Genomic DNA, 26,173 nt, shown 5'->3' on the forward strand with positions numbered 1-26,173 from the left:
GTGTGTCAGCCCGTACATTGGGGGCTGGCACTCCGCCATCGGGGGCAAGCCCCCTCCCACATTTTGGGTTTCGACCAGGCAGGGGATTGGCGAGGGTCCGGCATTGGGACTAGCATCAACGCTGACGGTACTAAGCGGCCGTCGTGCGCGATTCGGACGTGAAGCACCATTAATTCCTGAGCGTCGCCAAACAGAATGTGGGAGGGGGCTTGCCCCCGATAGCAGTGTGTCAGCCCGTACATTGGGGGCTGGCACTCCGCCATCGGGGGCAAGCCCCCTTTCACATTTTTGCTTTCGACCAGGCAGGGGATTGGCAAGAATCCGGCATCGGGACTAGCGTCAACGCTGGCGGTACTAAACGGCCGCCGTGCGCGATTCACCTACTGACCGGACGGAATCAACCATGAATATTGTTCAACGCTTAGTGTTGTTGCTGAAGGTACTGGTGCTGTTGTCGTTGGGAATGTCGACGGCCTGGGCACATAACCCGGTGCAGAGTGGGGCGGCAGTGTCTGCGGCGCAGAGTGGGCATGGCAAGGTCCTGCAACTGGCCAAGTCCGAAGCGGAGCCAGGCGACGAGGGCCAAGGTGGCAGCAAGGACGATGACGACTCCACCACCGACGAGCCGGACAATGACAACCCGGATGATGAAGGCGATAGCCAGACGTAGACCTGGCAAAAAAAAAGCCCCTCCCGCCCGGTTGATGCGCAACCTGACGGGAGGGGCTGTAGAACGCGTTAACCCCCAACCTCTGTAGGAGCGAGCTTGCTCGCGAAAAAACGGAGAGCGCCACGATAAACCTGAAAAGGCTGCGTTATCGTTGACGATCTTCGCGAGCAAGCTCGCTCCTACAAGAGGGTGGGGCTGCTTCAGGCCACGAATTGCTCCGCGTAGTGGCATGCCACCTGACGGTTATCCAACGGCCGCAACAGCGGCTCCTCACTGCTGCAACGCTCGGTCGCGTACGGGCAGCGCTTGTGGAAAGCGCAGCCAGGCGGCGGATTCAGCGGGTTAGGCAGCTCGCCAACGATCTTGATCTTCGGCTTGTTCGGGTCCGGGTGGATGGTTGGGGTGGCCGACAGGAGTGCCTGGGTGTAAGGGTGCAGAGGCCTGGCGTAGATGTCTTCCTTGGGGCCCACTTCCACCGGGCGGCCGAGGTACATCACCATCACGTCATCGGCCACGTGCTGCACCACCGCCAGGTTGTGGGAGATGAACACATAGGCGGTGTTGAATTCCTGCTGCAAATCCATGAACAGGTTGAGCACCTGGGCCTGGATCGATACGTCCAGTGCGGAGGTCGGTTCATCCGCCACCAGCACTTTGGGTTGCAGCATCATGGCGCGGGCCAGGGCGATGCGCTGGCGCTGGCCACCGGAGAACATGTGCGGGTAGCGCTGGTAATGCTCAGGGCGCAGGCCCACCTGCTTCATCATCGCCTGGACCTTTTCGCGACGTTCGGCGGCGGACAGGTTGGTGTTGATCAGCAGCGGCTCGCCCAGTTGATCACCGACCTTCTGGCGGGGGTTCAACGAGGCATACGGGCTCTGGAACACCATCTGCACGTCTTTGCGCAATTGCTTGCGCTGGGCCTTGTCGGCGCCGGCGACTTCCTGGCCGGCGATTTTCAGGGACCCCGAGGACGGTTCCTCAATCAGCGTCAGCGCGCGGGCCAGGGTGGATTTGCCGCAACCGGATTCGCCCACGACCGCAAGGGTCTTGCCGGCTTCCAGCTCGAACGACACACCATTGAGCGCGCGTACCAGTGCGTGGCCCTTGAACAGGCCACGGGACACTTCGTAGTGACGGGTCAGGTCGCGGGCGGTAAGAACGACGGCCATTACGCCACCTCCTGGTTCAAGGGGTAGAAGCAGCGCGCTAGGCTGTTGGATTTAGGGTCAAGACCTGGGCGGGTCTGGCGGCAGCTTTCCTGCACGTACGGGCAGCGCGGCGACAGCAGGCAACCCTGCGGGCGGTCATAGCGGCCGGGCACGATACCCGGCAGCGTGGCCAGGCGCGTGGCGCCGAGGCTGTGCTCGGGGATCGCCTTGAGCAGCGCTTCGCTGTAGGGGTGTGCCGGGATGTCGAACAGTTGCGGCACCTGGCCGACTTCCACCGCCTGGCCGGCGTACATCACACACACGCGCTGGGCGGTTTCCGCCACGACGGCGAGGTCGTGGGTGATCAGCACCAGGCCCATGTTCTGCTCTTTCTGCAACGCCAGCAGCAGGTCCATGATCTGCGCCTGGATGGTCACGTCCAATGCGGTGGTCGGTTCGTCGGCGATCAGCAACTTGGGCTCGCCGGCAATCGCCATGGCGATGGCCACACGCTGGCTCATACCGCCGGACAGTTGGTGCGGGTAGGCGTCCATCCGGCTGGCAGCGCCTGGGATCTCAACCTTTTCCAACAGCTCAATAGCGCGCTTGCGTGCTTGCTTGCCGGACATTTTCAAGTGCAGGCGCAGCACTTCTTCAATCTGGAAACCCACGGTGTAGCTGGGGTTCAGCGCGGTCATCGGGTCCTGGAACACCATTGCCAGGTCTTTGCCGACGATTTGGCGGCGCTGGCGGTTGCTCAGCTTGAGCATGTCCTTGCCGTCGAAGTTCAGGGCGTCGGCAGTGACGATGCCGGGGTGCTCGATCAGGCCCATCAGCGCCATCATGGTCACGGATTTACCCGAGCCAGACTCACCAACGATTGCCAGTACTTCGCCTTTGTCGACACTGATGTCGAGGCCATCGACCACCGGCACGGCGGTCTTGTCGCCGAAGCGCACGTTGAGATTCTTGATTTCTAACAGTGACATGGGAATCTCCTCAGGCGGCGTTCTTGAGTTTCGGGTCCAGCGCATCGCGCAGGCCGTCACCCATCAAGTTGATTGCCAGCACGCTGAGCAAAATGGTCAAGCCAGGCAGGCTCACCACCCACCAGGCGCGTTCGATGTAGTCACGGGCCGAAGCCAGCATGGTGCCCCACTCCGGGGTTGGCGGTTGTACGCCAAGGCCGAGGAAGCCCAGGGCCGCGGCATCGAGGATCGCCGAGGAGAAACTCAGGGTGGCCTGTACGATCAGCGGTGCCATGCAGTTAGGCAGCACGGTGATGAACATCAGGCGTGGCAGGCCGGCACCGGCCAGGCGTGCGGCGGTCACGTAGTCGCGGTTTAGTTCGCCCATCACCGCGGCACGGGTCAGGCGGACATAGGACGGCAAGGACACGATCGCAATGGCGATCACGGTGTTGATCAGGCCAGGGCCGAGGATCGCGACAATGGCAACCGCCAGCAGCAGGGACGGCAGGGCCAGCATGATGTCCATCAGGCGCATGATGGTCGGGCCCAGCAGGCGCGGGAAGAACCCGGCGAACAGACCCAGCAGGATGCCCGGGATCAGCGACATCACCACCGACGACAAGCCGATCAGCAGCGACAGGCGCGAACCCTGGATCAGGCGCGAGAGCAAGTCACGGCCCAGTTCGTCGGTGCCGAGCAGGAACTGGATCTGCCCGCCTTCCAGCCATGACGGCGGGGTCAGCAGGAAGTCGCGGTACTGCTCGCTCGGGTTATGCGGCGCCACCCAAGGGGCGAAGAGCGCGCAGAACACGATCAGCAACATGAACAGCAGGCCGGCGACCGCACCTTTGTTCTTGGAGAAGGCTTGCCAGAATTCTTTGTACGGGGACGGATACAGCAGGCTTTGATCGACTGCTGACACGGGAGTAGGTGTGGTCATGGTCATGATCTCAGCGCTGGTGACGGATGCGTGGGTTGGCGAAGCCGTAGAGGATATCCACCACGAAGTTCACCAGGATCACCAGGCAGGCGATCAGCAGGATGCCGTTTTGCACCACCGGGTAGTCCCGCGCGCCAATGGCTTCGATCAGCCATTTGCCGATGCCGGGCCACGAGAAGATGGTTTCGGTCAAAACCGCACCGGCCAGCAGGGTGCCGACTTGCAGGCCAACCACGGTCAGCACCGGGATCAGCGCGTTACGCAGGCCGTGGACGAACACCACGCGTGCAGGCGACAGGCCTTTGGCCTTGGCGGTACGGATGTAGTCTTCGCGCAGCACTTCGAGCATCGACGAACGGGTCATCCGCGCGATCACCGCCAAAGGGATGGTGCCGAGCACGATGGCCGGCAGGATCAGGTGGTGCAGCGCATCCCAGAAGGCGTCCGGCTCGTCAGCCAGCAGGGTGTCGATCAGCATGAAGCCGGTGCGCGGCTCGATGTCGTAGAGCAGGTCGATACGCCCGGAAACCGGGGTCCAGCCCAGGCTTACCGAGAAGAACATGATCAGGATCAGGCCCCACCAGAAGATCGGCATCGAATATCCCGCCAGGGAGATGCCCATCACCCCATGGTCGAACAGGGATCCTCGCTTCAGGGCCGCGATCACCCCGGCCAACAGGCCCAGGATGCCGGCGAACAACAGGGCGGCCATGGACAGTTCCAGGGTCGCCGGGAAGAGGGCGGTGAACTCGGTCCACACGCTGGTCCGCGTGCGCAGCGATTCGCCAAGGTCGCCATGGGCGAGCTTGCCCACATAGTCCAGGTATTGCGCATACAGCGGCTTGTTAAGGCCGAGGCGTTCCATTGCCTGTGCGTGCATCTCGGGGTCGACGCGTCGCTCGCCCATCATGACTTCGACGGGGTCGCCGGGGATCATGCGAATCAACGCAAATGTCAGCAACGTGATGCCGAAAAACGTGGGGATCAATAACCCCAATCGGCGGGCAATAAAACTAAACATCTTGTGGTGTACCTCAATCAGCCGGTTAGGCAAGTCCGGCACCGTCAAGGTCGACGGTGCCGAGCGTTTTTCTTATTTACTTCACCTGGGTGGTGGCGAAGTTATTGGTCGTCAGCGGGCTTTGGGTATAACCCTCGACGTTTTTACGCATGGCGGTGAACATTTTCGGGTAAGCCATGGGAATCCATGGTTGGTCCTTGTCGAAAACGTCCAGTGCTTGTTCATAGAGTGCAGCGCGCTGGGTGGGTTCAGCGATGGCGCGCGCCTTGTCGATCAAATCCTGAAATTCTTTGTTACACCAGCGAGCGTAGTTTTCGCCGTTTTTCGCTGCATCGCAACTCAGGTTCGGTGTAAGGAAGTTGTCTGGGTCGCCGTTATCACCGGCCCAGCCCGCGGACACCATGTCATGTTCGCCGGCTTTGGCGCGCTTGAGCATTTCGCCCCATTCCATGACCTTGATGTTGACCTTCAGGCCAATTTGCGCCAGGTCGGCCTGCATGCGCTGGGCGCCGAGCATCGGGTTAGGGTTGGTCGGCCCGCCGCCGTTACGGGTGAACAGGGTGAACTCGGTGCCTTCTGGTACGCCAGCTTCCTTGAGCAGGGCGCGGGCCTTATCGAGGTCACGTGGCGGGTTTTTCAACTTGTCATTGAAGCCCAGCAGGGTCGGCGGATACGGGCCGGTGCCGACCACCGCATTGCCTTTGCCGTACAGGGCTTCAGTGTAGCCAGCCTTGTCGAACGCGATATTGATCGCGTGACGAACGCGGGCGTCGCTCATGTACTTGTGGGTGGTGTTCAGGGCTGTGTAGCTGGTGGTCATCGCCGCCAGTTCATCGACCTTCAGGTTCGGGTCTTTCTTGATGCTTGGGATGTCATCCGGCTTCGGATACAGCGCGATCTGGCATTCGTTGGCCTTGAGCTTCTGCAGGCGCACGTTGTTGTCGGTGGTGATCGCCAGGATCAGCGGGTCGGCCGGCGGCTTGCCACGGAAGTAGTCCGGGTTGGCCTTGAAGCGCACCTGGGCGTCCTTGGCGTAGCGGGTGAAGATGAACGGGCCGGTGCCGATGGGCTTGGCATTGAGGTCATCGGTCTTGCCGGACTTGAGCAACTGGTCGGCGTATTCGGCAGAGTGAATCGAGGAAAACGCCATGGCCAGGTCGGCCAGGAACGGTGCTTCAGGGCGGGTCAGGGTGAAGACCACGGTGTGGTCGTCAGTCTTCTCGACGCTCTTGAGCAGTTCCTTGAAGCCCATGCTTTCGAAGTAGGGGTAGCCCACGTTGGACTTGGTGTGCCAGGGGTGTTTCGGGTCCAGTTGGCGCTGGAAGCTCCAAAGCACGTCGTCGGCGTTCAGGTTGCGCGTGGGTTTGAAGTAGTCGGTGGTGTGGAACTTGATGTCGTCACGCAGGTGGAAGGTGTAGGTCAGGCCATCGGCGCTGATGTCCGGCAGGGCCTTGGCCAGTGCGGGAATCACTTCGGTGGTGCCGGGCTTGAAGTCCACCAGGCGGTTGAACATGGTTTCAGCGGCGGCGTCAGCTGTGACGGCGGTGGTGTACAGGACCGGGTCGAAACCTTCCGGGCTGGCTTCGGTGCAGACCACCAGCGGTTTGGCCGAAACGCCGATCGCAACGCTCAACAGCGCAGCGGCAATAGCGGCTTGTAGCGGGAGCATTTTCATTCGGAGCCCTCTGCAATCGATGGGACCAGACAAGCGTAGACGGCGGGCTCGGATTGAGCCCGCCGTCTACCTGGCGCTAATTAAAGGATGTTGAACGGGATGGTGGTGACCAGGCGGAACTCTTTGATGTTGCCATCAGCTTGTTGCGCGCTGGCGCGGTGAGTCACGTAGGTGCCACGGATGGTGGTGGCCTTGAGTGGGCCGCTCTGAATCGCGTAGGACGTGCCAACGCCGTATTCCTGGTGTTTCTCGCCGTCCATCAGGCGCAGGTCGCTACGCGAAGCGCCGGCTTCACCGTAGGCGGTACCGTTGTAGTGAGTACCGTCGATGCCCCAGCCGCGCGCCGAGTAGACGTTGAACTTCAGGCCTGGCACGCCGTATTCGGCCATGTTGATGGCGTAGGCGACCTGGAAGGACTTCTCGTTCGGGCTGTTGAAGTCCGAGGTCAGGGAGTTGGCCAGGTAGATGCCGTTGGTTTCGTGCAGGTAGTCGAAGTACTCGTCACCGTTAACTTCCTGGTACGAGAAGGTCAGGCTGTGGGCCTGGTGGGTCAGCCCCAGGGACAACGAGTAAGTGTCGTTGTCGATGTTGCCCATCTTCTTGCTGCCGGTGTCGGTGGTTTTGTAGTAGTTCAGGCCGGTGGTCAGTGCCAGGGTCTGTGCATCACCCAGTTCGTGGGTAGCGCCGAAGTAGTACTGGTTCCAGAAGTCTTCAACGTTGGCGGCGAACACGCTGGTTTTCAGGCTTTTGAACGGCTGGTAGTTGAAGCCCAGGGTTTTGACCTTGTCGGTTTCCTGGCCATTGCCGTACTCGGAACGGAATTTCGACAGGCTTTGTTCGGTACGCGGCGAAACGCGATCGAAGATGCCGCCCTGGAACGACAGGTTGCTGAACTCTTCACTGTTGAAACTCACACCTTCGAAGCTCGAAGGCAGGGCACGGTTGCCGATAGTGTCGACGATTCCGCTGCTGAAGTTCTGGCGACCGGCGGTCAAGGTGGTGTTCGACACGCGGAACTTGACGTTAGCCAAGCCCAGTTTGCTCCATTGGCCTACTGCATCACCGTCGGAGTCAGCCAGGGTACGGTTGGAACCGCCCTTGATATCACGCTTGCTGCGGTCCAGGACCACAGCGTTGTAGGCCGCCACTTCGGTGGCCACGCCCACGGTGCCTTGGGTGAAGCCCGAGGAGTAGTTGAGGATGGTGCCTTGCACCCAGTTCGTGCGGTTGGCGTCAGTGCGTGCCTGACCGTGCTTCTCATAGGTAAAGCGCTGGCCGCGGAATTTCTTCTCGCTGGAGAACCAGTTGCGAGTGGTACCGCCCAGGCTTTGACCGTCGATAAAGCCTTTGGCTTCGCTTTGCGCGCTGGTGCCGGCCAGGGTGGTAGGCACGAAGTCCTGGCTCTGAGTGTCCGCATAGGCGGTGGCCGTGATGCTGCTGATGGCCAAGGCCAGAAGCGCTTTGCTGCTCAGTTTCATGGGTGAAGCTCCTTTGGTTCTCTTTTTTATGCCGGTCTTTTTAGGTGAACCGGCTATTGGGTGTGTAACTCGATCAAGCTATTGCAAACGTTTGCTGTAGGAAAATTCCCAAAACAAGGCTGCACGTTTGCGAGAGAGCCAACTTCGCTCTCTGCAAATCCGGTTATTTTTTTAGGGGGTGATACTGACGCCTGAGAACACGTTGCGGCCGAAGGGGCTCACTTTGAAACCTTCGACTTTGGCGCTTAACGGCTGGTTGACCGTCGAGTGGGCGACGGGCGTGATAGGCACCTGCGCTTTAAGCAGTTGCTGCGCCTGTTTGTACAGAACAGTCCTTTGTTCGCGGTCGGTGACGACCTTGGCTTGCTTGATCAGCTTGTCGTACGCCGGGTCACACCACATGGAGTAGTTGTTCCCGCCGATGGCGTCGCAGCTGTAGAGAGTGCCCAGCCAGTTGTCCGGGTCACCGTTGTCGCCGGTCCAGCCGATCAGGCTGATATCGTGCTCACCGTTCTTGGTGCGCTTGATGTATTCGCCCCACTCGTAGCTGACGATCTTGACCTTGAGGCCGATCTTCGCCCAGTCGCTTTGCAGCATCTCGGCCATCAGCTTGGCGTTGGGGTTGTACGGCCGCTGCACCGGCATCGCCCACAGGGTGATCTCGGTGCCTTCCTTCACGCCGGCGGCCTTGAGCAGTTCCTTGGCTTTTTCCGGGTTGTAGGCGGCGTCCTTGATGCTGTCGTCGTAGGACCACTGGGTCGGCGGCATGGCGTTGACTGCCAATTGTCCCGCGCCCTGGTACACGGCATTGAGGATGCTCTGCTTGTTCACTGCCATGTCCAGCGCCTGGCGCACTTCAAGCTGGTCGAACGGCTTGTGGCGCACGTTGTAGGCGATGTAGCCGAGGTTGAAACCGGGCTTGGTCAGCAGTTTCAGGTTCGGGTCGGCCTTGAGGGCGTCGACATCGGCCGGACGCGGATGCAGGGTGACCTGGCATTCCCCGGCCTTGAGCTTTTGCACGCGCACCGAGGCGTCGGTGTTGATGGCGAAAATCAGTTGGTCCAGCTTGACCTTGCTCGGGTCCCAGTACTGTTTGTTGGCCACAAAGCGGATCTGCGAGTCTTTCTGGTAGCGCTGGAATACAAAGGGCCCAGTGCCGATCGGCTTCTGGTTGATGTCGCTGGGCTTACCGTCCTTGAGCAACTGCTCGGCGTATTCGGCCGAGAGGATGGCGGCGAAGCTCATGGCGATGTTCTGCACGAACGCGGCGTCGACAGTGTTGAGCGTCATCACCACGGTGTGTGGGCCGGTCTTCTCGACCTTGGCGATGTTCTTGTTCAGGCTCATCCCGTTGAAGTACGGAAACTCGGTGGGGTAGGCCTTGCGAAACGGATGGTCGGGGTCAAGCATGCGGTTGAAGGTGAACAGCACGTCGTCGGCGTTGAAGTCCCGCGTTGGCTTGAATTCCTTGTTGCTGTGGAATTTCACCCCTTCGCGCAGATGGAAGGTGTAGGTCAGGCCGTCTTCGGAAACCTCCCACTTGGTCGCCAGGCCAGGCACCACGTTGGTCTCGCCCTTTTCAAACTCGACCAGCCGGTTGTACAGCGGCTCGGCGGCATCGTTGTCGGTGGCGGTGGTGTATTGCGCGGTGTCGAACCCTGCCGGGCTGCCTTCGGAGCAGAACACCAGGCTCTTCTTGTCGGCGGCTTGGCCCATCGTGGCCACAGCCAGCAGGCTGGTGCCAAAAATTGCGGATAGAACGGTGGTATGGCGCATGACGATCCCGATCCTTGTTTGTAGTTATCATCAGCGAGCAATCACCCGGGCTTTCGGCCAGGGAGACATCACTGATCCCACTCGCAGCAAGAGCCTTTCCGAATTAGATGCCTCTGCTGTCCTACGACGTTAGGGGTCGCGGACTTCGCAGTAAATGCGTCAAATCTGACTGACCTTGTAGGCAACGGAGTCGCAAATCGCAGTTCGTTACCGTAGGACGGCAGCAATTGCGAATGTGGTCTGTTTCCTACGGTCCAGGCGGATGCAATAACGGCGACGTTCTGAAACGCCGCCGCCAGTGATCCTTACTTGCCGCTTACGCTCACGCCGTAGAAGGAGTTCAAGCCAAACGGGCTGATCTTGAAGTCCTGCACGGAGTTGCGCATGGGTTGATACACCGTCGAGTGCGCGATAGGTGTCATCGGGACTGCATCTTTGAGGATATGTTGCGCCTGCTTGTACAGCTCGGTGCGTTTGGCGACATCCGATGTAGCCTTGGCTTCTTTGACGATGCCGTCGAATTTCTTGTCGCACCATTTGGAGAAGTTGTTACCGGCCAGCGAATCACAGCCGAACAGCACGTTCAGCCAGTTGTCCGGGTCACCATTGTCGCCGCTCCAGCCAATGATCATGGCCTGGTTCTCGCCGCCTTTGGAGCGCTTGATGTACTCGCCCCATTCGTAGCTGGTGATCTTGACCTTCAGGCCGATCTTGGACCAGTCGTTCTGCAGCATTTCAGCCATCAGCTTGGCATTCGGGTTGTACGGACGCTGGACCGGCATGGCCCACAGGACGATCTCGGTACCTTCCTTGACGCCGGCTTCCTTGAGCAGCGCTTTGGCTTTCTCCGGATCGTACTTGGCATCCTTGATGGTGGTGTCGTAGGACCATTGAGTCGGTGGCATGGCGTTGACGGCCAGTTGACCGGCGCCCTGGTAGACGGAGTCGATGATCTGCTGCTTGTTCACCGACATGTCCAGCGCCTGGCGCACGCGCAGGTCTGCCAGCGGGTTAGGCTGGTCGCTGCCCTTGATCTTGTCCATGACGTTGTAAGCAACGTAACCCAGGTTGAAACCGGCCTGGTGCGGCAGTTTCAGGTCCTTGTCTTCGCCCAGCGCCTTGAGGTCGGCCGGACGTGGGAACAAGGTGATCTGGCATTCGTTTTTCTTGAGCTTCTGGATGCGTACCGATGGGTCGGTGGTGATGGCGAAGATCAGGTTGTCGATCTTGACGTCTTCAGGCTTCCAGTAGTCCTTGTTGCCGGTGTAACGGATGTTCGAGTCTTTCTGGTAGCTCTTGAACACGAACGGGCCAGTGCCGATCGGCTTCTGGTTGATGTCCGGGGCTTTGCCTTCCTTCAACAGTTGGGCGGCGTATTCAGCCGACTGGATCGACGCGAAGCTCATCGCCAGGTTTTGGATAAAAGCGGCGTCCACGGTGCCAAGGGTGAACTTGACGGTGTGGTCATCGATTTTCTCGATGTTCTTGATGTTGGTGTCCATCCCCATGTCCGTGAAGTACGGGAACTCGGTGGGGTAGGCTTTACGGAATGGATCGTCTTTATTGATCATCCGGTTGAAGGTGAACAGTACGTCGTCAGCCGAGAATTCACGAGTGGGCTTGAAGTACGGCGTGGTGTGGAACTTGACGCCTTCGCGCAAATGGAAGGTATACGTCAGGCCATCCGGGGACACGTCCCAGCTGGTGGCCAGGCCAGGAATCACAGCGGTGCCGCCGCGTTCGAACTGGCTCAGGCGGTTGAACATGGTTTCGGCCGAAGCATCGAAGTCTGTTCCGGTGGTGTACTGGCCTGGATCGAAACCGGCCGGGCTCCCTTCGGAGCAGAACACCAGGTTAGTTGCCGCATGGGCAAAGGGGGCGGCGGCCATAAGGCCAGCGCTCACTAATAACGGAAGGACTGCGTGTTTAAGCATGTTGGCCTCATGATTTGTTGTCATTTTTGGTGGTGAGGGCGACCTCGTGAGTCGGCCTGCGGATACTTATGCAGGGGCCATACCCATTGCAAGATGCTGAACGGTTGCAAGCGGCAAAGAGTGGTACGAACGTACACGAATGTCGCAATTATGAAAGTTTTGACACAAATGGGCATGTTTAGAGGGTTTTTTCGGTGCGCCAGGCGCACCAAAAAGACCCATATGGCGCGCCTGGCGCACCCGGTTGGGGCGCGGCTGTTACTTATCTAGACTCACGCCGTAGAAAGGCGTCAATCCAAACGGGCTGATCTTGAAGTCTCGCACTTCTTTTCGTAGGGGTTGGAAAACCGTCGAGTTTGCAATAGGCGTTATAGGTACTTGTTCCTTAAGGATTTTCTGTGCCTGTTGATACCACTTTATGCGCTGCTCGCGATCGCTGCTGAGTTTGGCTTGTTGGACAAGTTTGTCGTAGGCCGGGTTACACCATTTGGCGTAGTTGCTGCCCTTGACCGCAGCACAACTGTAGAGCACGCCGAGCCAGTTATCCGGGTCGCCGTTGTCGCCGGTCCAGCCGTAAATCATCGCATCGTGCTCACCATTCTTGGCGCGCTTGATGTATTCGCCCCATTCATAACTGACGATGTTGGCCTTGATGCCGATCTTGTCCCAGTCCTGCTGGATCATTTGCGCCGACATGCGCGCATTCGGGTTGGAAGCCCGTTGCACGGTCATGGCCCACAGGTTGATGGTCGTACCTGGTGCAACCCCTGCTTCTTTTAGTAGCGCCCGAGCCTTGGTCGGATCGTAGGGGGCGTCCTTGATGGTCGGGTCATAAGACCACTGCGCCGGTGGCAAGGCGTTCTGCGCCAATTGTCCGGCGCTTTGGTAAACGGCCTTGATGATCGCGGGTTTGTCGATAGCCATGTCCAGGGCCTGGCGCACCTTGAGCTGGTCCAGCGGCGGGTGGGTCACGTTGTAGGCCAGGAAGCCCAGGTTGAAACCGGCTTGCTGTAGCACGCGCAGGTTGGGGTCCTGTTTCATCACCTCGATGTCGGCGGGGCGCGGATAGCCACTGACCTGGCATTCGCCGGCCTTGAGTTTCTGCAGGCGTGACGCGGCATCCGGGGTGATGGCGAACACCAGGTTGTCGAGCTTCACATCCTCGGGCTTCCAATAGTGTTTGTTGGCCACATAGCGAATCTGCGCGTCCTTCTGGTAACGCTTGAACACAAACGGCCCGGTGCCTACCGGTTTCTGGTTGATGTCTTCGGCCTTGCCTTCCTTCAGCAATTGAGCCGCGTACTCGGCGGACTGCACCGAGGCGAAACTCATCGCCAGGTTTTGTACGAAGGCGGCGTCGACATTGTTCAGGTTGAAGCGCACGGTGTGCTCGTCGAGTTTGTCGACGCTCTTGATCGTGGTGTTCAGGCCCATGTCGGTGAAGTACGGCGACTCGGAGGGGTAGGCCTTGCGAAACGGGCTGTCGGCATCCAGTAGGCGGTTGAAGGTGAACAGCACGTCATCGGCGTTGAAGTCGCGGGTGGGCGTGAAGAAATCGGTGGTGTGGAACTTGACGCCATCGCGCAGGTGGAAGGTGTAGGTCAGGCCGTCTTTGGACACCTCCCAGCTGGTTGCCAGGCCGGGCTCGACTTCGGTGCCGCCGCGCTTGAACTGGGTCAGGCGGTTGAACACGGTTTCCGCCGAGGCATCAAAATCGGTGCCGCTGGTGTACTGGCTGGGGTCGAAACCCGCGGGGCTGGCTTCGGAGCAGTAGACCAACGTGCTGGCGGCCTGAGCCAGCGGCATAAAGGCCAGCAGGCCGGCGGCGAGAAGCAGTGGTTTTAAGGTGATTCTTTCCATGGAGACCCCTGAAGTGGCTGGCATTTGAGCGCTGCCCAAACGAAAACGGCGGTCACCGAGGTTACCGCCGTTCAGGGGGATCAGGTAAGAGGGAAGTTATCCCCCGGCTTTACGGATTGGGTGCGATGGAGACCGCGATATGGGATGGGGCGTTTTTGTCGATCGCATATGAGCTGCCCAACTCGTTGCTCTCCCGTATTGTGAAGAACCTTGTGATTGTGATCTCCGCGCCCGGAACACGGCTGAGATCCTGTCCCGGGTTTGAGAGGTGCCCTTTGGCCGTGATCCGAACGTTGACCAGGTTCTTGGCGGGGTCGTGATCAATGTGAAACTGGGTATCGTCAGCGGCGAAGTAATAGCCGTCTTGCAGTGTCGTCCCGTTCAAGTTACTGGAGCCGGGTCCTAAGGCGCCTTGATGGGCTACCTCGGAGATACGGGCGCGCAGATCGGGGTCAGCAATTGTTTCCTCAAACTGCTTCAATCTTGCTTCCCTGATGCCCTCGGACGTGCTTGCCCCTGCATTCAGTTGATGTGTGACGGATAGCCCATTTTCCTTCGTGGTCACTGCGTAAGGGTTACGGTTTAGATCCAATAGAAAGTTGGGGGAATACTCGCTTGAACTGTGCTGGGTGATTTGTGCTTTTTCGCTGGGCTCAACTGAGAACCCAGTATCGTCGATGCTCCAGGACACGATGGTGTTGGCCTTGATGGCCCCGTTGGCCTCGTAGTTTTTACTGCCAAGCGTGTAATGGATTGCGTCGTTGAATTTCAATAGTTCGTCAGCCCTTTGAGCGAAGGGCAATAGTTTGTCATCGTGATCGCCGAATTGACTGGCAAAAGAGCGGGGGGACTTCATTTCATCACTCGGAGTAGGCGATGGTGTGCGTTCCCATGGCCATTTTATTCTCATGCCGCCATCCGCCGGCGCCCTTACCCATTCCCCCTCACGGCCAGGATGGACGCGCATCACCGCCCTGCCGGTCGCGGGGCTGATAATCGACGTTGCGCTATCCCCCATTCTGTAAGCGCTTTCGATCTCGAATACCTTGCTGCGGCCTGTTTCATCGGTATGGCGGACAAAGTTCCAGCGCTTGCCCTCGCTGTCCGTCACTCGATAAACGCCCATCGCATCCGGCGTGGTGTTGGCGATGAATTGCTCGCCATTAGGCACGGCATGCTCGCTCATTTTCACGAGGCTGGATGAAGGCATACGGAAGCGGTTGACAGTCAAATCCGGTATCCCCGGTGTCGGGCGGTTGCCAGAGCCTCCAGCTTGCGGCGCTTTGATCTCATTTTCATCGACCGCGATCGTCGGCTTTCCGGGCGGTAGGGGTTCCTCGGCCGGCAGTTCAAACGGGTCTTTCACGGCGCCACTGGCGCCCGCTGAAAACAAGGTATTAAGCGTGCCATCAAAGACTTTCCAGGCGCCGTCCGTGCGTTCTGCCTGGGTGTCACCGGAACGGTTTTTTTCGGCGCCGATCGTCAGTTCAGCAGCCCCGGTGAGTACCGCGATACCGGCTATGGGAGCTCCCAGCGGCGCCAGTTTGCCGAAGAGGCCCGCAGCTGCCGAGAGATCATTCAGCCAGGTATCGCGCGTGACCTCGCTGTTGGATTTGATGACTGTGTCGGCGTCGCTCGTCATGCGCTCCTTTGCCTCGTTCTGCAGGTGCGTAAACACGTCACCGTCGATCTTGACGTTGCCACGATCGATGGTTTTGCCTTCCCAGTTCTCCCAATCGCCGTTGGCCAGGTGAGCCAGCGATGAATCGACCCCGTACTTACCGAAAAGGCCGCCGTCCTGGCGGTTGTACAACGAAAAGTGCGATGCGAGGGCTTCGCGCTTTTGCGGGTCCTTGGCTTGCTCGACCACCCATTCATCCATTTTTTTCAGCGAGTCGAAGCGGACAAATGCAGGGGTGGCGTCAGGTATGTAGAGAATTTGCCTGCCGTCTCGGCGGTTGTTTTCGTAGTTGGATTGGCCGTCATCCAGATCGGCCAATCGAATGATGTTGCTTGGGTAGCCGTTTATATCGAAGACATGCGCCCTGAGTTTGCCTTTTGCGGGCGACTCTGTTTGCAGTTGTTCAACAGTGGTGGGGGCTTTCTCATCCAGGGGAACATTGGCGGCGGCCATCACCAGCGTGTAGTCGTCTCGGGTGAACGTGTGCTCGGCGGCTTGTAACGCTTGTTCAGCAGGCGTTTTTAACTCAAAGGCCTTCAATTGCTGGCGTGCCTGATTAACGAAGTTACCTTTCTGGACCGTGCGGTAGTCGGTGCCCAGGGTCTTCCAGAATTGGGTTATTTGCTCCGTTACCCGGCTTTGCAGGTTGGCATCGGCAACGCCGCGCATGAACACAGACGGTGCCAGGCGGATTTCGTTGCCCTCGCCGTAATGCCCGTTCTTTGCGGTTTGCCCAGGGCCAACGGTGTAGATGGCGGCATCTGCATCGAGCACGCCGGGTAGCCAATCCTGTTCCGAGAAGTTCGCCAATACGGCCTCGGTGAGGGTTTTTGAGAGGCTCGGTTCAACGTTGAATTGCCGACCCGACAAGGTCTTGTCGGTGGTGCCGGCGGCGGCGTTGCCGTGAAAACGATGCAGGTACAGGTTGTCCGCATTCAACGGCTCAAGTTTGGCCAGTTCATCCTTGGGCAGATGCGCCCTGAGAATGTTTTCCGCCTGTTGCCTTGCCTCTGCCCGAGGGTTTGGATACGCCTGCGCAACGCCGGTTGCCAGCTTTGTGAACGCCAGCTTTTGAGGGGCTTCGGCATAGACCTTTTCAGCCTTCGTTCGCTGGGTTTCAAGGGCTTGTGCTGATTGCTTTTCGGTGGCGGGAGCGTCGAAGGTTTTCTGGCTGTTCAATTGGGCGATTCGCGTCCTGCTTCCGTCCACGTTGGCAGGGTCACGTTCAGCGTAAAACTTGGCCACTGTCTTTAGCGAGGCGGCCATGGAGTTTGTCCCAAACGACACATTCAGTGGTTGATTCGCATCGGGCGCAATGACTTTGGCGATCTCAAGCAGTGGGCCAGCGATTTGTCGCCAGCCTGAAGAGTCGGTCAAGGAAAAGTGCTTCAGCACACCGTCGACACTGGCGGACAGGGCGCCGGTAGACGGGGTGATTTTCAGCGTGCCCGGATCGATTTTTTGCTCACGCAACCACCCTTGAACCACGGGGCGTTCCAGTTCGCTGCGATAGAGCGCGAGCCATTGCCCCAATACCGTCTGCGTCGGGACCTTGACCATGCCGGGGACGCCACCCGCGGTTTTTTTCTGCCATTCGCGGGTAAAGTTTTGCACCAGCTCGGCATCTCCAGGCGCGGCTGGATGGGCAATGCGTTCATGACGCTTATAGATGTTTGCCACCGTGCGTTGCTGCACGGCTAATGCTTGTTCGCCGCGCACCGCGGGCGACCTGTCTGTATCCGTTGACGCGATCGGCGCAAACGTTCTGGTACGGTCGAGTTCTTTGACCGTCGCTGGAGCAAGGTCTGGCACACCATAAAAGTCCGCGACCTTCCCCAGTTCGGTGGTATCGATGAAGGCGTCGTTGTAGTGAACGGTATCTTGCCCGTTGCTGGTGACCACTTTGCTCGCCGCCAGGATCGGACCGGCAACGGTGGACCAGCCGGAATTGTCGTTCAGGCTGAACGTCACGCGATGATGATTGATGGCGGCGGAAATGGCGTTGGTGTCGGGGAGGATGACGATACTTGCCGGGGTGATGCCCTTTTCCTTTAGCCAGTTCTGAAAGTCCGGATTTTTCAACGCGATGGCCAATTGCGTTCGCCACCGCCCCAGCGTGGAGTTCGGAGGAACTTGGACCGGCGTACCATGCTCCCGTATGCCGGTGTTGAGCACACTGAGGACATTGTCCACCAGTTGGCTATCACCCTCGGTGCGTGGGGGCAACGACGCAGCAGTATTTGACGCGCCTCTTGAGTGGAGGGCTGAATCAGGGCTGATGGATTGGATTGGCTGAGGTGCGAAGGTGGATAGTGTCATTTATGGAGTTCTCGCTAGTGGTTTGAACACACACCCGCAGATCACTCCTTGTCAGTCTGTGGATACAAATGTGTGTTGAAAGCCCGGCAAAACATTCCATGACTGCAATTCAGGATGGGTTACGGCGCATTGCGACTTATGGAAAAAAAACGGCGCCTGCCTGAGGCCGCGCCGTTTTTTGATGGAGCAGGGCTTTTATTGAAGGACTTCGATCACGCCGTCCGCCGACATGCTGACCTGGCTGGTCCCAGCCTCTACTTCTGGCGTCGGCGCCGAATCCATCGCCGCCGCTTTCATCATCATCCCGCCGCGTGCATACGGCTGTGGATAACCATTGGTGTTGAAGTTCAGGTTGACGATCTTGTAACCCTTGCCCCCCAGTGCGTCGGTGGCCAGTTGTGCGCGAGCCTTGAACGCGGTGACGGCTTCCTTGAGCAGGGCATCTTCGCTGGCCTTGCGGGTCGGGTTGGCAATGGCGAAGTCCATGCTGTCCATTTTCAGGTTGGTCAGCATCTCGCCGGTGAGCTTGGACAGCGCGGCAAAGTCCGCGCTTTCCATGCGCAATTCGGCGCGTTCACGCCAGCCGGTGATTTTCTGGTTCTTGTTGTCGTAGATCGGGTAGCTGTTGCGGCTGCCCTGGCGCAGGGTCACGCCTTTGACTTCGCGGGCCTGGGCCAGTGCCTTGTTCATGGTGGTGGTGATTTCGGCGGCGAGCTTGCCCGGGTCGCTGTTCTGGGATTCGGTGTAAAGGGTGACGATCATCTGGTCGCGGGCCACCTCCTGGCTGACCTCGGCGCGCAGGGCAATCTGGTTGTAATGCAGCTCATCGGCGGCCATGGCCTGAAGGCTGGCGAGGCTGCCGACGCTGAGGGTGACGATGGCTGCACTGCGAATGAAACGAGACATGGAAGCTCCTTAGGGGGGGCGTATCGGTATGACTGTAGACGGTCACGTTGGGTTCTTCGGGTTTACACATTAGCTACAGGTTGGGGCGCTGCCGACGAACGGTCATTTGCCCGCCCTGCGTCAAAGAGCCACACACGCCGTGTCGGCGGTGCTGCTTCGTTTATACTCCTGCCGATCCGCCTGCAGCGCTCATCGGGAGAGCTCATGCTCGCCGCCGTAAAACTGACTTCCGCCACTCGCCAGAACCTCTGGCGCCTGACGTTCATTCGTACCCTGGTCCTGGCCGCGCAGGCCGGCTCCGTCGGGCTCGCCTATTGGTTCGACCTGCTGCCTCTGCCGTGGCTGCAATTGGGCGTGACCCTGTGCTTTTCCACCGTGCTGTGTGTGTTCACCGCGATCCGGCTGCGCACCACCTGGCCGGTGACCGAACTCGAATACGCGCTGCAACTGGCCTGCGACCTGTTTATCCACAGTGTGTTGCTTTATTTCTCGGGCGGTTCCACCAACCCGTTCGTTTCGTATTACCTGGTGCCACTGACCATCGCCGCCGTGACCTTGCCGTGGCGCTATTCGGTGGTGCTGTCGGGCATCGCGCTGACCCTGTACACGCTGTTGCTGGCGCAGTTCTACCCCTTGCAGACCTTCCCCATTGCACGGGAAAACCTGCAGATCTACGGGATGTGGCTGAGCTTCGCGTTGTCCGCTGCGGTCATCACCTTCTTCGCTGCGCGCATGGCCGAAGAGCTGCGCCGTCAGGAAGAGTTGCGCGCCATCCGCCGCGAAGAGGGCCTGCGCGACCAGCAACTGCTGGCCGTCGCCACCCAGGCCGCGGGTGCCGCCCATGAGCTGGGCACGCCGCTGGCGACCATGAGCGTGCTGCTCAACGAAATGACCCAGGACCATCACGACCCGGCGCTGCAAGAGGATCTCGGCGTACTGCGCGAACAGGTCAAGCAGTGCAAGCAGACCTTGCAGCAACTGGTGCGTGCTGCCGAAGCCAATCGCCGCCTGGCGGTGGAGATGCAGGACGTGACCCAGTGGCTCGACGAAGCCCTGAACCGCTGGCACCTGATGCGCCCCGAAGCCAGTTACCGTTTCCACCTGTTGGGCCAGGGCAGTGTGCCGCGCATGGCGCCGCCGCCGGACTTGACCCAGGCCTTGCTCAACTTGTTGAACAACGCTGCCGATGCCTGCCCCGAGGGCCTGGAAGTGCAACTGGATTGGGATGTGGACGACCTTACGATCAGTATTCGCGACCACGGCGCCGGTGTGCCGCTGGCCATTGCCGAGCAGATCGGCAAGCCTTTTTTTACCACCAAGGGCAAAGGCTTCGGCCTCGGCCTGTTTTTGAGCAAGGCCAGCGTGACCCGCGCGGGCGGCTCAGTGAAGCTCTATAGTCATGAGGAAGGTGGCACGCTCACCGAGCTGCGCCTGCCCCGTGTCGCACGAGGAGATATCGATGAGTGACGAGATCCAAGTCGAAGGCGAAGAACTGCCGCACCTGTTGCTGGTAGATGATGACGCCACGTTTACCCGCGTGATGGCGCGCGCCATGAGCCGTCGCGGCTTCCGTGTCAGCACCGCAGGCTCCGCCGAAGAAGGCCTGGCCATCGCCCAGGCCGACTTGCCGGACTACGCCGCGCTCGACCTGAAGATGGATGGCGACTCGGGCCTGGTGCTGCTGCCCAAGCTGCTGGAGCTCGACCCGGAAATGCGCGTGGTGATCCTCACCGGTTACTCCAGCATCGCCACCGCCGTCGAGGCGATCAAGCGCGGCGCTTGCAACTACCTGTGCAAACCCGCCGACGCCGACGACGTGCTGGCCGCCTTGCTCTCCGAGCATGCCGACCTCGATACCCTGGTGCCGGAAAACCCCATGTCGGTGGATCGCCTGCAATGGGAGCACATCCAGCGTGTGCTGACCGAGCACGAAGGCAACATCTCCGCCACCGCCCGCGCCCTTGGCATGCACCGCCGCACCCTGCAACGCAAGCTGCAGAAACGTCCGGTACGGCGCTGAACGAAGTCTGAACAATCTGCTTCAGGCTGCACGGCGCCCTGAACCGATCGTCTATGATCGGTTCAAACGCTTGTCATGTTTTTCCTACCGAGCCTGAACAATGAATCAGAACGCTGAGTACTCCGCGGTCAATGACGCGGTGCGTGGGCAGTTTTTCCGCCGAACCTGGGCGATGATCACGCCCTATTGGCGCAGTGAAGAGAAGGGCAAGGCCTGGTTGTTGCTGGCGGTGGTGATTGGCCTGTCGCTGTTCAGCGTGGCGATATCGGTATGGCTCAACCACTGGTACAAAGACTTCTACAACGCCCTGGAAAATAAGGATACCGCCGCCTTCTGGCAACAGATCATCTATTTCTGCGGTATCGCCACGGTGGCGATTCTCGGCGCGGTCTACCGCCTGTACCTGACCCAGATGTTGACCATTCGCTGGCGTGCCTGGCTCACCGAAAAGTATTTCGCGCGTTGGCTCAGCCACAAGAACTACTACCAGTTGGAGCAGGGCGGCTATACCGATAACCCGGACCAGCGGATTTCCGAAGACCTCAACAGCTTCACCTCCAATACCTTGAACCTGGGCCTGGGGCTGCTACGCAATGTGGTCAGCCTGGTGTCGTTCTCCATCATTCTGTGGGGCGTGTCGGGCAGCATTGAAGTGTTCGGTATCACCATCCCCGGCTACATGTTCTGGTGTGCCCTGGTCTACGCCGGAGTCGGCAGTTGGTTGACCCACTTGATCGGTCGACGCTTGATCGGCCTGAGCAACCAGCAACAACGGTTTGAGGCGGACTTGCGTTTCTCCATGGTGCGGGTGCGGGAGAATGCCGAGAGTATCGCCCTGTACAACGGCGAGCCTAACGAAAACCAGCGCTTGAGTGTGCGGTTCGGCAAGGTCTGGCATAACTTCTGGGACATCATGAAAGTGTCCAAGCGCCTGACGTTCTTCACCGCCGGCTATGAGCAGATCGCCACCGTGTTTGCGTTCATTGTGGCTGCACCGCGCTACTTCTCCGGCAAGATCGAGTTGGGCGAGCTGATGCAAATCAACTCGGCGTTCGGCAACGTGCAGGGTAATTTCAGTTGGTTTATCACGGCCTACGCCGACCTGGCCAGCTGGCGTGCGACCAGTGATCGTCTGCTGAGCTTCCAGCAGGCCATGAGCGAGAACGAGCAACGCCCTGCGGCCATCGATGTGCAGCCCCAAGGCGAACGCCTGGTGGTGCAGGGCCTGGGGATGGACCTGGCCGACGGCCGTCATTTGCTCACCGACGCCGACATGACCGTGGAACCGGGCGAGCGGGTGATGCTCAGCGGGCGATCGGGCAGTGGTAAAAGTACCTTGCTGCGTGCGATGGGCCACTTGTGGCCGGCCGGCCATGGCAGCATTCGCCTGCCGGCCAAGCGCTACCTGTTCCTGCCGCAGAAGCCCTACCTGCCGATTGGTACGCTCAAGGATGTGTTGAGTTATCCACAGGACGACAGCGTGTACCCGGCAGAACGTTATGCACAGGTCCTGGAAACCTGCCGCCTGCCGCACCTGGTCGCTCGCCTTGATGAAACCAACCACTGGCAACGCATGCTCTCGCCGGGCGAGCAACAGCGCCTGGCCTTTGCCCGCGCGTTGTTGTTCGCGCCGCAATGGCTGTACATGGATGAAGCGACTTCGGCCATGGATGAAGAGGATGAAGCCACGTTGTATCAGGCGGTGATCGATGAGCTGCCTGGATTGAGCATCGTCAGCGTCGGCCATCGCAGTAGCCTCAAGCGCTTCCATGGGAGGCATGTGCGGATCGAAGGCGGGTTGTTGCAGGAGCAGCCCGTGTCCTGAGGCAGGGCGCGATCACTGCAGAGCGAGGCCCAACAAAAAGCCCGGCTGATCATCGATCAGCCGGGCTTTTTTACAGCGCTCGAAAAGGCTTACTTCTTCAAGCCGTAATGCTCATCCAGCATGCCTGGGGCGTTCGGCGTCTTTGGCGCGTAGTCCCGTGGCGGCTCCTGGTTTTCCCGTGGCGGGGTCAGGCGCTCCCGTGGGGTTTGCGGTGCATCGGAATGCAGCGCGGCCAGCAGGCGCTGACGGGTGATGTCGTCGAGTGCCAGGCGGTTGGCGCCATCGGCGAGGTGATCCTGTACTTCCTGGTAGCTCTGGGTGAGCTTCTTGACCAGGGTCGCGGTGGTGTTGAAGTGGGTAACAACCTCGTTCTGATAACTGTCAAAACGTTCCTGGATGTCATCCAACTGACGCTGCGTGCGGTTAGGCGCGGCATTCGGCAGAAGGCGAGCAACCAGGAATCCAATGGCGACACCGGCAACCAGGGCAAGAGTCGGCAACAACCAAACTAAGAGCGAGTGTTCCACGAGTCCTTCCTCTATAAACGGCTTTGCTTTACGTTAACGGCTCGGACCTGCGCTGTATACCGCGATTAAGCTCGCAATGATGCCATGCACAGACTTTTAGCTAGACGAGTCGACCCCTTGAGAGGTCACGGAGTTCATTCCTTGCTCATGCGTGAAACCCCCGTTTTGATCGATGGCCCAGTAGGCCAGTTGGAAGCCTTGTACCTGGATCACCCCGAGCCACGTGGCCTGGCGCTGATCTGCCACCCTAACCCGGTACAGGGTGGGACCATGCTCAATAAAGTCGTATCGACCCTGCAACGCACTGCCCGCGATGCCGGTTTGATTACTTTGCGTTTTAATTACCGTGGCGTGGGTGCCAGCGCCGGCACGCACGATATGGCCACCGGTGAAGTCGATGATGCCGAAGCGGCCGCCGCCTGGCTGCGAGAAAAACACCCGGACCTGCCGATCACCCTGCTTGGGTTTTCTTTCGGTGGTTATGTGGCGGCCAGCCTGGGCGGTCGCCTGGAAGCCAAGGGCGAAAAGCTCGCGCACCTGTTCATGGTCGCCGCGGCAGTGATGCGCTTGCGTGATACTGACGTGTTGCCTCAAGGCTGCCCATTGACCCTGATCCAGCCGGAAACCGACGAAGTGGTCGACCCGCAGACCGTCTACGATTGGTCCGCCGCCCTGAAACGTCCCCATGAGCTGCTGAAAGTGGCAGAATGCGGACACTTTTTTCATGGCAAGCTGACCGATCTCAAGGATCTGGTACTGCCGCGCCTCTCGAATTGATAGCAGTCTGACAAGCGATTACCCATGACGACTCGTACCCGTATCCTCACCGGCATCACCACCACTGGCACGCCGCACCTGGGCAACTACGCCGGTGCGATTCGCCCGGCGATCCTCGCCAGCCAGGACGCCAATGCTGACTCCTTCTACTTCCTGGCCGACTACCACGCCCTGATCAAGTGCGATGACCCGCAGCGAATCCAACGCTCGCGCATGGAAATCGCCGCGACCTGGCTGGCCGGTGGCCTGGATGTGGACCGGGTGACTTTCTATCGCCAGTCCGACATCCCGGAAATCCCCGAGTTGACCTGGCTGCTGACCTGCGTTGCCGCCAAGGGCCTGCTCAATCGCGCCCATGCCTACAAGGCGTCGGTGGACAAGAACGTGGAAACCGGCGAAGACCCGGATGCGGGCATCACCATGGGCCTGTACAGCTACCCGGTGCTGATGGCGGCGGACATCCTGATGTTCAATGCACACAAGGTGCCGGTGGGACGCGACCAGATCCAGCACGTGGAGATGGCGCGCGACATCGGCCAGCGCTTCAACCACCTGTTTGGCAACGGCAAGGAGTTCTTCACCATGCCCGAGGCGTTGATCGAGGAAAGCGTCGCCACGTTGCCGGGCCTGGATGGCCGCAAGATGTCGAAGAGCTACGACAACACCATCCCGTTGTTCACCAGCGCCAAGGACATGAAAGACGCCATTTCGCGGATCGTCACCGACTCCCGCGCGCCCGGCGAAGCCAAGGACCCGGACAACTCGCACTTGTTCACCCTCTACCAGGCGTTTGCCAGCAAGGCCCAGGAAGAAGCGTTCCGCGCTGAACTGCTGCAAGGCCTGGGCTGGGGCGAGGCGAAGAATCGTCTGTTCCAGCTGCTGGACGGCCAGTTGGGCGAAGCCCGCGAGCGCTATCACCAGTTGATGGCGCGACCGTCGGATATGGAAGACCTGCTGCTGGTGGGGGCCAAGAAAGCCCGCGCGGTGGCCGCGCCGTTCCTCGCCGAGTTGCGTGAGGCGGTGGGCCTGCGTTCTTTCGTGAACCAGGCCGCGGCACCTGTGAGCACCAAGAAGAAAGCGGCGAAAGCCGCGCGTTTCGTCAGCTTCCGTGAAGACGACGGCAGCTTCCGGTTCCGCTTGCTGGCGGCTGATGGCGAGCAGTTGCTGCTGTCGCGCAACTTTGCTGACGGCAAGGCCGCCGGCGCGGTGACCAAACAACTGCAGAGCGGTAACGCGCTGGATATACGCACCGAAGCCCGGGGTTTCAGCGTATGGCTGGACGGCGTCGCAGTGGCTGACAGCGCGTCATTTGCCGACGACGCAGCGCGTGATGCCGCCATCGAAGCCTTGCGCGTCGCGTTGACCCCCCTTGAGGATTAACCCGACCAAGGGTTGATTGCCATTATCCAGGGCCGTCGTTACAGTGACGGCCCGTTTTTGTTGCCTTGCTAACGAAATTATGACGCCCCTAGAACGATATCAAGCTGATCTGAAACGCCCCGAGTTCTTCCACGACGCTGCCCAGGAAACGGCGGTGCGTCATTTGCAGCGCCTGTATGACGACCTGGTCGCGGCCTCGCAAAGCAAGCCTGGGATGCTCAGCAAGCTGTTTGGCAAGAAAGACCGCACGCCGGTCAAGGGCCTGTACTTCTGGGGTGGCGTGGGCCGGGGCAAGACGTACCTGGTGGACACCTTCTTCGAAGCGCTGCCGTTCAAGGAAAAGGTCCGGACGCACTTCCACCGCTTCATGAAGCGCGTGCACGAAGAGATGAAAACCCTGCCGGGCGAAAAAAACCCGTTGACCATCATCGCCAAGCGGTTCTCCGAAGAAGCGCGGGTGATCTGCTTCGACGAGTTCTTCGTCTCCGACATTACCGACGCCATGATCCTTGGCACCCTGATGGAAGAACTGTTCAAGAACGGCGTGACCTTGGTCGCGACGTCGAACATCGTGCCCGACGGTTTGTACAAGGACGGTCTGCAACGCGCGCGGTTCCTGCCGGCCATTGCGCTGATCAAGCAGAACACCGATATCGTCAACGTCGACAGCGGTGTCGACTACCGCCTGCGGCACCTTGAGCAAGCCGAGCTGTTCCACTTCCCGCTGAACGACGCGGCGCACGAAAGCCTGCGCAAAAGCTTCCGTGCCCTCACGCCGGAATGCACCCAGGCGGTGGAAAACGATAAGTTGATCATCGAAAACCGCGAAATCATTGCGCTACGCACCTGTGATGACGTGGCCTGGTTCGATTTCCGCGAGCTGTGCGACGGCCCGCGCAGCCAGAACGACTACATCGAGCTGGGCAAGATCTTCCATGCGGTGATCCTGAGTGGCGTGGAGCAGATGAGCGTCACCACCGACGACATTGCGCGGCGCTTTATCAACATGGTCGACGAGTTCTATGACCGTAACGTCAAGTTGATCATCTCGGCGGAAGTCGAGCTCAAGGACCTCTACACCGGCGGTCGCTTGAACTTCGAATTCCAGCGCACCTTGAGCCGCTTGCTGGAAATGCAGTCCCACGAGTTCCTGTCGCGGGCGCACAAACCCTAGGACCGACACCGTAAAAAATGTGGGAGGGAGCTTGCCCCCGATAGCGGTCTTTCAGTAACAGATGCACTGACTGATCCACCGCTATCGG

19 protein-coding genes are annotated in these 26,173 nt (G+C 59.6%); 7 read left to right on the forward strand and 12 right to left on the reverse strand.

Going from position 1 to position 26,173, the window contains the following annotated elements:
• Nucleotides 1-403: 403 nt before the first annotated feature.
• Nucleotides 404-670 carry a hypothetical protein gene (locus tag ACODSV_RS17445; protein WP_454843899.1) on the forward strand — a complete coding sequence of 89 codons (267 nt, stop codon included), beginning with the start codon at nucleotides 404-406 and terminating at the stop codon, nucleotides 668-670.
• Nucleotides 671-870: 200 nt separating this feature from the next.
• Here ACODSV_RS17445 and ACODSV_RS17450 read toward each other — a convergent pair whose 3' ends face one another.
• The 11 genes from ACODSV_RS17450 to ACODSV_RS17500 form a co-directional block, all read right to left on the reverse strand.
• Nucleotides 871-1,842: a peptide ABC transporter ATP-binding protein gene (locus ACODSV_RS17450; protein WP_024073410.1), complete on the reverse strand. Its 972-nt coding sequence runs from the start codon at nucleotides 1,840-1,842 to the stop codon at nucleotides 871-873.
• Nucleotides 1,842-2,810 carry an ABC transporter ATP-binding protein gene (locus ACODSV_RS17455; protein WP_024073411.1) on the reverse strand — a complete coding sequence of 323 codons (969 nt, stop codon included), beginning with the start codon at nucleotides 2,808-2,810 and terminating at the stop codon, nucleotides 1,842-1,844. The genes ACODSV_RS17450 and ACODSV_RS17455 overlap by 1 nt, the downstream gene beginning before the upstream one ends.
• Before the next feature lie 10 nt (nucleotides 2,811-2,820).
• A complete protein-coding gene (locus ACODSV_RS17460; RefSeq protein WP_026139829.1) occupies nucleotides 2,821-3,732 on the reverse strand; it encodes an ABC transporter permease subunit in 912 nt (303 codons plus the stop codon).
• Between the two features lie 10 nt (nucleotides 3,733-3,742).
• Complete coding sequence (locus ACODSV_RS17465; protein ID WP_003215992.1) at nucleotides 3,743-4,753, reverse strand: ABC transporter permease subunit; 1,011 nt, start codon at nucleotides 4,751-4,753, stop codon at nucleotides 3,743-3,745.
• Between the two features lie 76 nt (nucleotides 4,754-4,829).
• The gene (locus tag ACODSV_RS17470) at nucleotides 4,830-6,428 is read right to left on the reverse strand and encodes an ABC transporter substrate-binding protein (protein ID WP_150055017.1); all 1,599 of its coding nucleotides are present in this window, start codon (nucleotides 6,426-6,428) and stop codon (nucleotides 4,830-4,832) included.
• Nucleotides 6,429-6,508: 80 nt separating this feature from the next.
• A complete protein-coding gene (locus tag ACODSV_RS17475) occupies nucleotides 6,509-7,906 on the reverse strand; it encodes an OprD family outer membrane porin (RefSeq protein ID WP_024073414.1) in 1,398 nt (465 codons plus the stop codon).
• Between the two features lie 171 nt (nucleotides 7,907-8,077).
• Complete coding sequence (locus tag ACODSV_RS17480) at nucleotides 8,078-9,622, reverse strand: ABC transporter substrate-binding protein (protein ID WP_411736762.1); 1,545 nt, start codon at nucleotides 9,620-9,622, stop codon at nucleotides 8,078-8,080.
• 365 nt (nucleotides 9,623-9,987) lie between these two features.
• Entirely contained in the window at nucleotides 9,988-11,616 is a 1,629-nt protein-coding gene (locus tag ACODSV_RS17485) for an ABC transporter substrate-binding protein (RefSeq protein WP_024073416.1), read from the reverse strand.
• Between the two features lie 258 nt (nucleotides 11,617-11,874).
• Entirely contained in the window at nucleotides 11,875-13,476 is a 1,602-nt protein-coding gene (locus ACODSV_RS17490; protein ID WP_150095253.1) for an ABC transporter substrate-binding protein, read from the reverse strand.
• 109 nt (nucleotides 13,477-13,585) lie between these two features.
• Nucleotides 13,586-17,476, reverse strand: a complete 3,891-nt coding sequence (locus ACODSV_RS17495) for a dermonecrotic toxin domain-containing protein (RefSeq protein ID WP_489045309.1) — start codon at nucleotides 17,474-17,476, stop codon at nucleotides 13,586-13,588.
• Between the two features lie 195 nt (nucleotides 17,477-17,671).
• Entirely contained in the window at nucleotides 17,672-18,382 is a 711-nt protein-coding gene (locus ACODSV_RS17500) for an SIMPL domain-containing protein (RefSeq protein ID WP_150055012.1), read from the reverse strand.
• 204 nt (nucleotides 18,383-18,586) lie between these two features.
• Between ACODSV_RS17500 and ACODSV_RS17505 the strand changes: the two genes are divergently transcribed.
• From ACODSV_RS17505 to ACODSV_RS17515, 3 genes are all read left to right on the forward strand, one after another.
• Entirely contained in the window at nucleotides 18,587-19,849 is a 1,263-nt protein-coding gene (locus ACODSV_RS17505) for an ATP-binding protein (RefSeq protein ID WP_024073420.1), read from the forward strand.
• On the forward strand, nucleotides 19,842-20,402 hold the full coding sequence (locus tag ACODSV_RS17510) for a response regulator transcription factor (protein WP_010565532.1): 561 nt from the start codon (nucleotides 19,842-19,844) through the stop codon (nucleotides 20,400-20,402). Before ACODSV_RS17505 ends, ACODSV_RS17510 begins: the two co-directional genes overlap by 8 nt.
• A 100-nt stretch (nucleotides 20,403-20,502) precedes the next feature.
• Nucleotides 20,503-22,227, forward strand: a complete 1,725-nt coding sequence (locus tag ACODSV_RS17515) for an ABC transporter ATP-binding protein/permease (protein ID WP_150055010.1) — start codon at nucleotides 20,503-20,505, stop codon at nucleotides 22,225-22,227.
• A gap of 89 nt (nucleotides 22,228-22,316) precedes the next feature.
• On the opposite strand, the gene ACODSV_RS17520 is transcribed toward ACODSV_RS17515, so the two are convergent.
• A complete protein-coding gene (locus tag ACODSV_RS17520) occupies nucleotides 22,317-22,754 on the reverse strand; it encodes a Z-ring associated ZapG family protein (protein ID WP_010568046.1) in 438 nt (145 codons plus the stop codon).
• A 147-nt stretch (nucleotides 22,755-22,901) separates the two neighbouring features.
• On the opposite strand from ACODSV_RS17520, the gene ACODSV_RS17525 reads away from it, so the two are divergent.
• From ACODSV_RS17525 to zapE, 3 genes are all read left to right on the forward strand, one after another.
• On the forward strand, nucleotides 22,902-23,531 hold the full coding sequence (locus ACODSV_RS17525) for an alpha/beta hydrolase (RefSeq protein WP_069075248.1): 630 nt from the start codon (nucleotides 22,902-22,904) through the stop codon (nucleotides 23,529-23,531).
• A gap of 24 nt (nucleotides 23,532-23,555) precedes the next feature.
• Nucleotides 23,556-24,911 carry a tryptophan--tRNA ligase gene (locus tag ACODSV_RS17530; protein WP_150095252.1) on the forward strand — a complete coding sequence of 452 codons (1,356 nt, stop codon included), beginning with the start codon at nucleotides 23,556-23,558 and terminating at the stop codon, nucleotides 24,909-24,911.
• Nucleotides 24,912-24,990: 79 nt separating this feature from the next.
• Nucleotides 24,991-26,085 (forward strand): cell division protein ZapE, encoded by a 1,095-nt coding sequence (zapE, locus tag ACODSV_RS17535; protein ID WP_024073425.1) that lies wholly within the window; start codon nucleotides 24,991-24,993, stop codon nucleotides 26,083-26,085.
• Nucleotides 26,086-26,173: the final 88 nt, after the last annotated feature.

It is taken from the genome of Pseudomonas sp. FG86 (assembly GCF_057808775.1).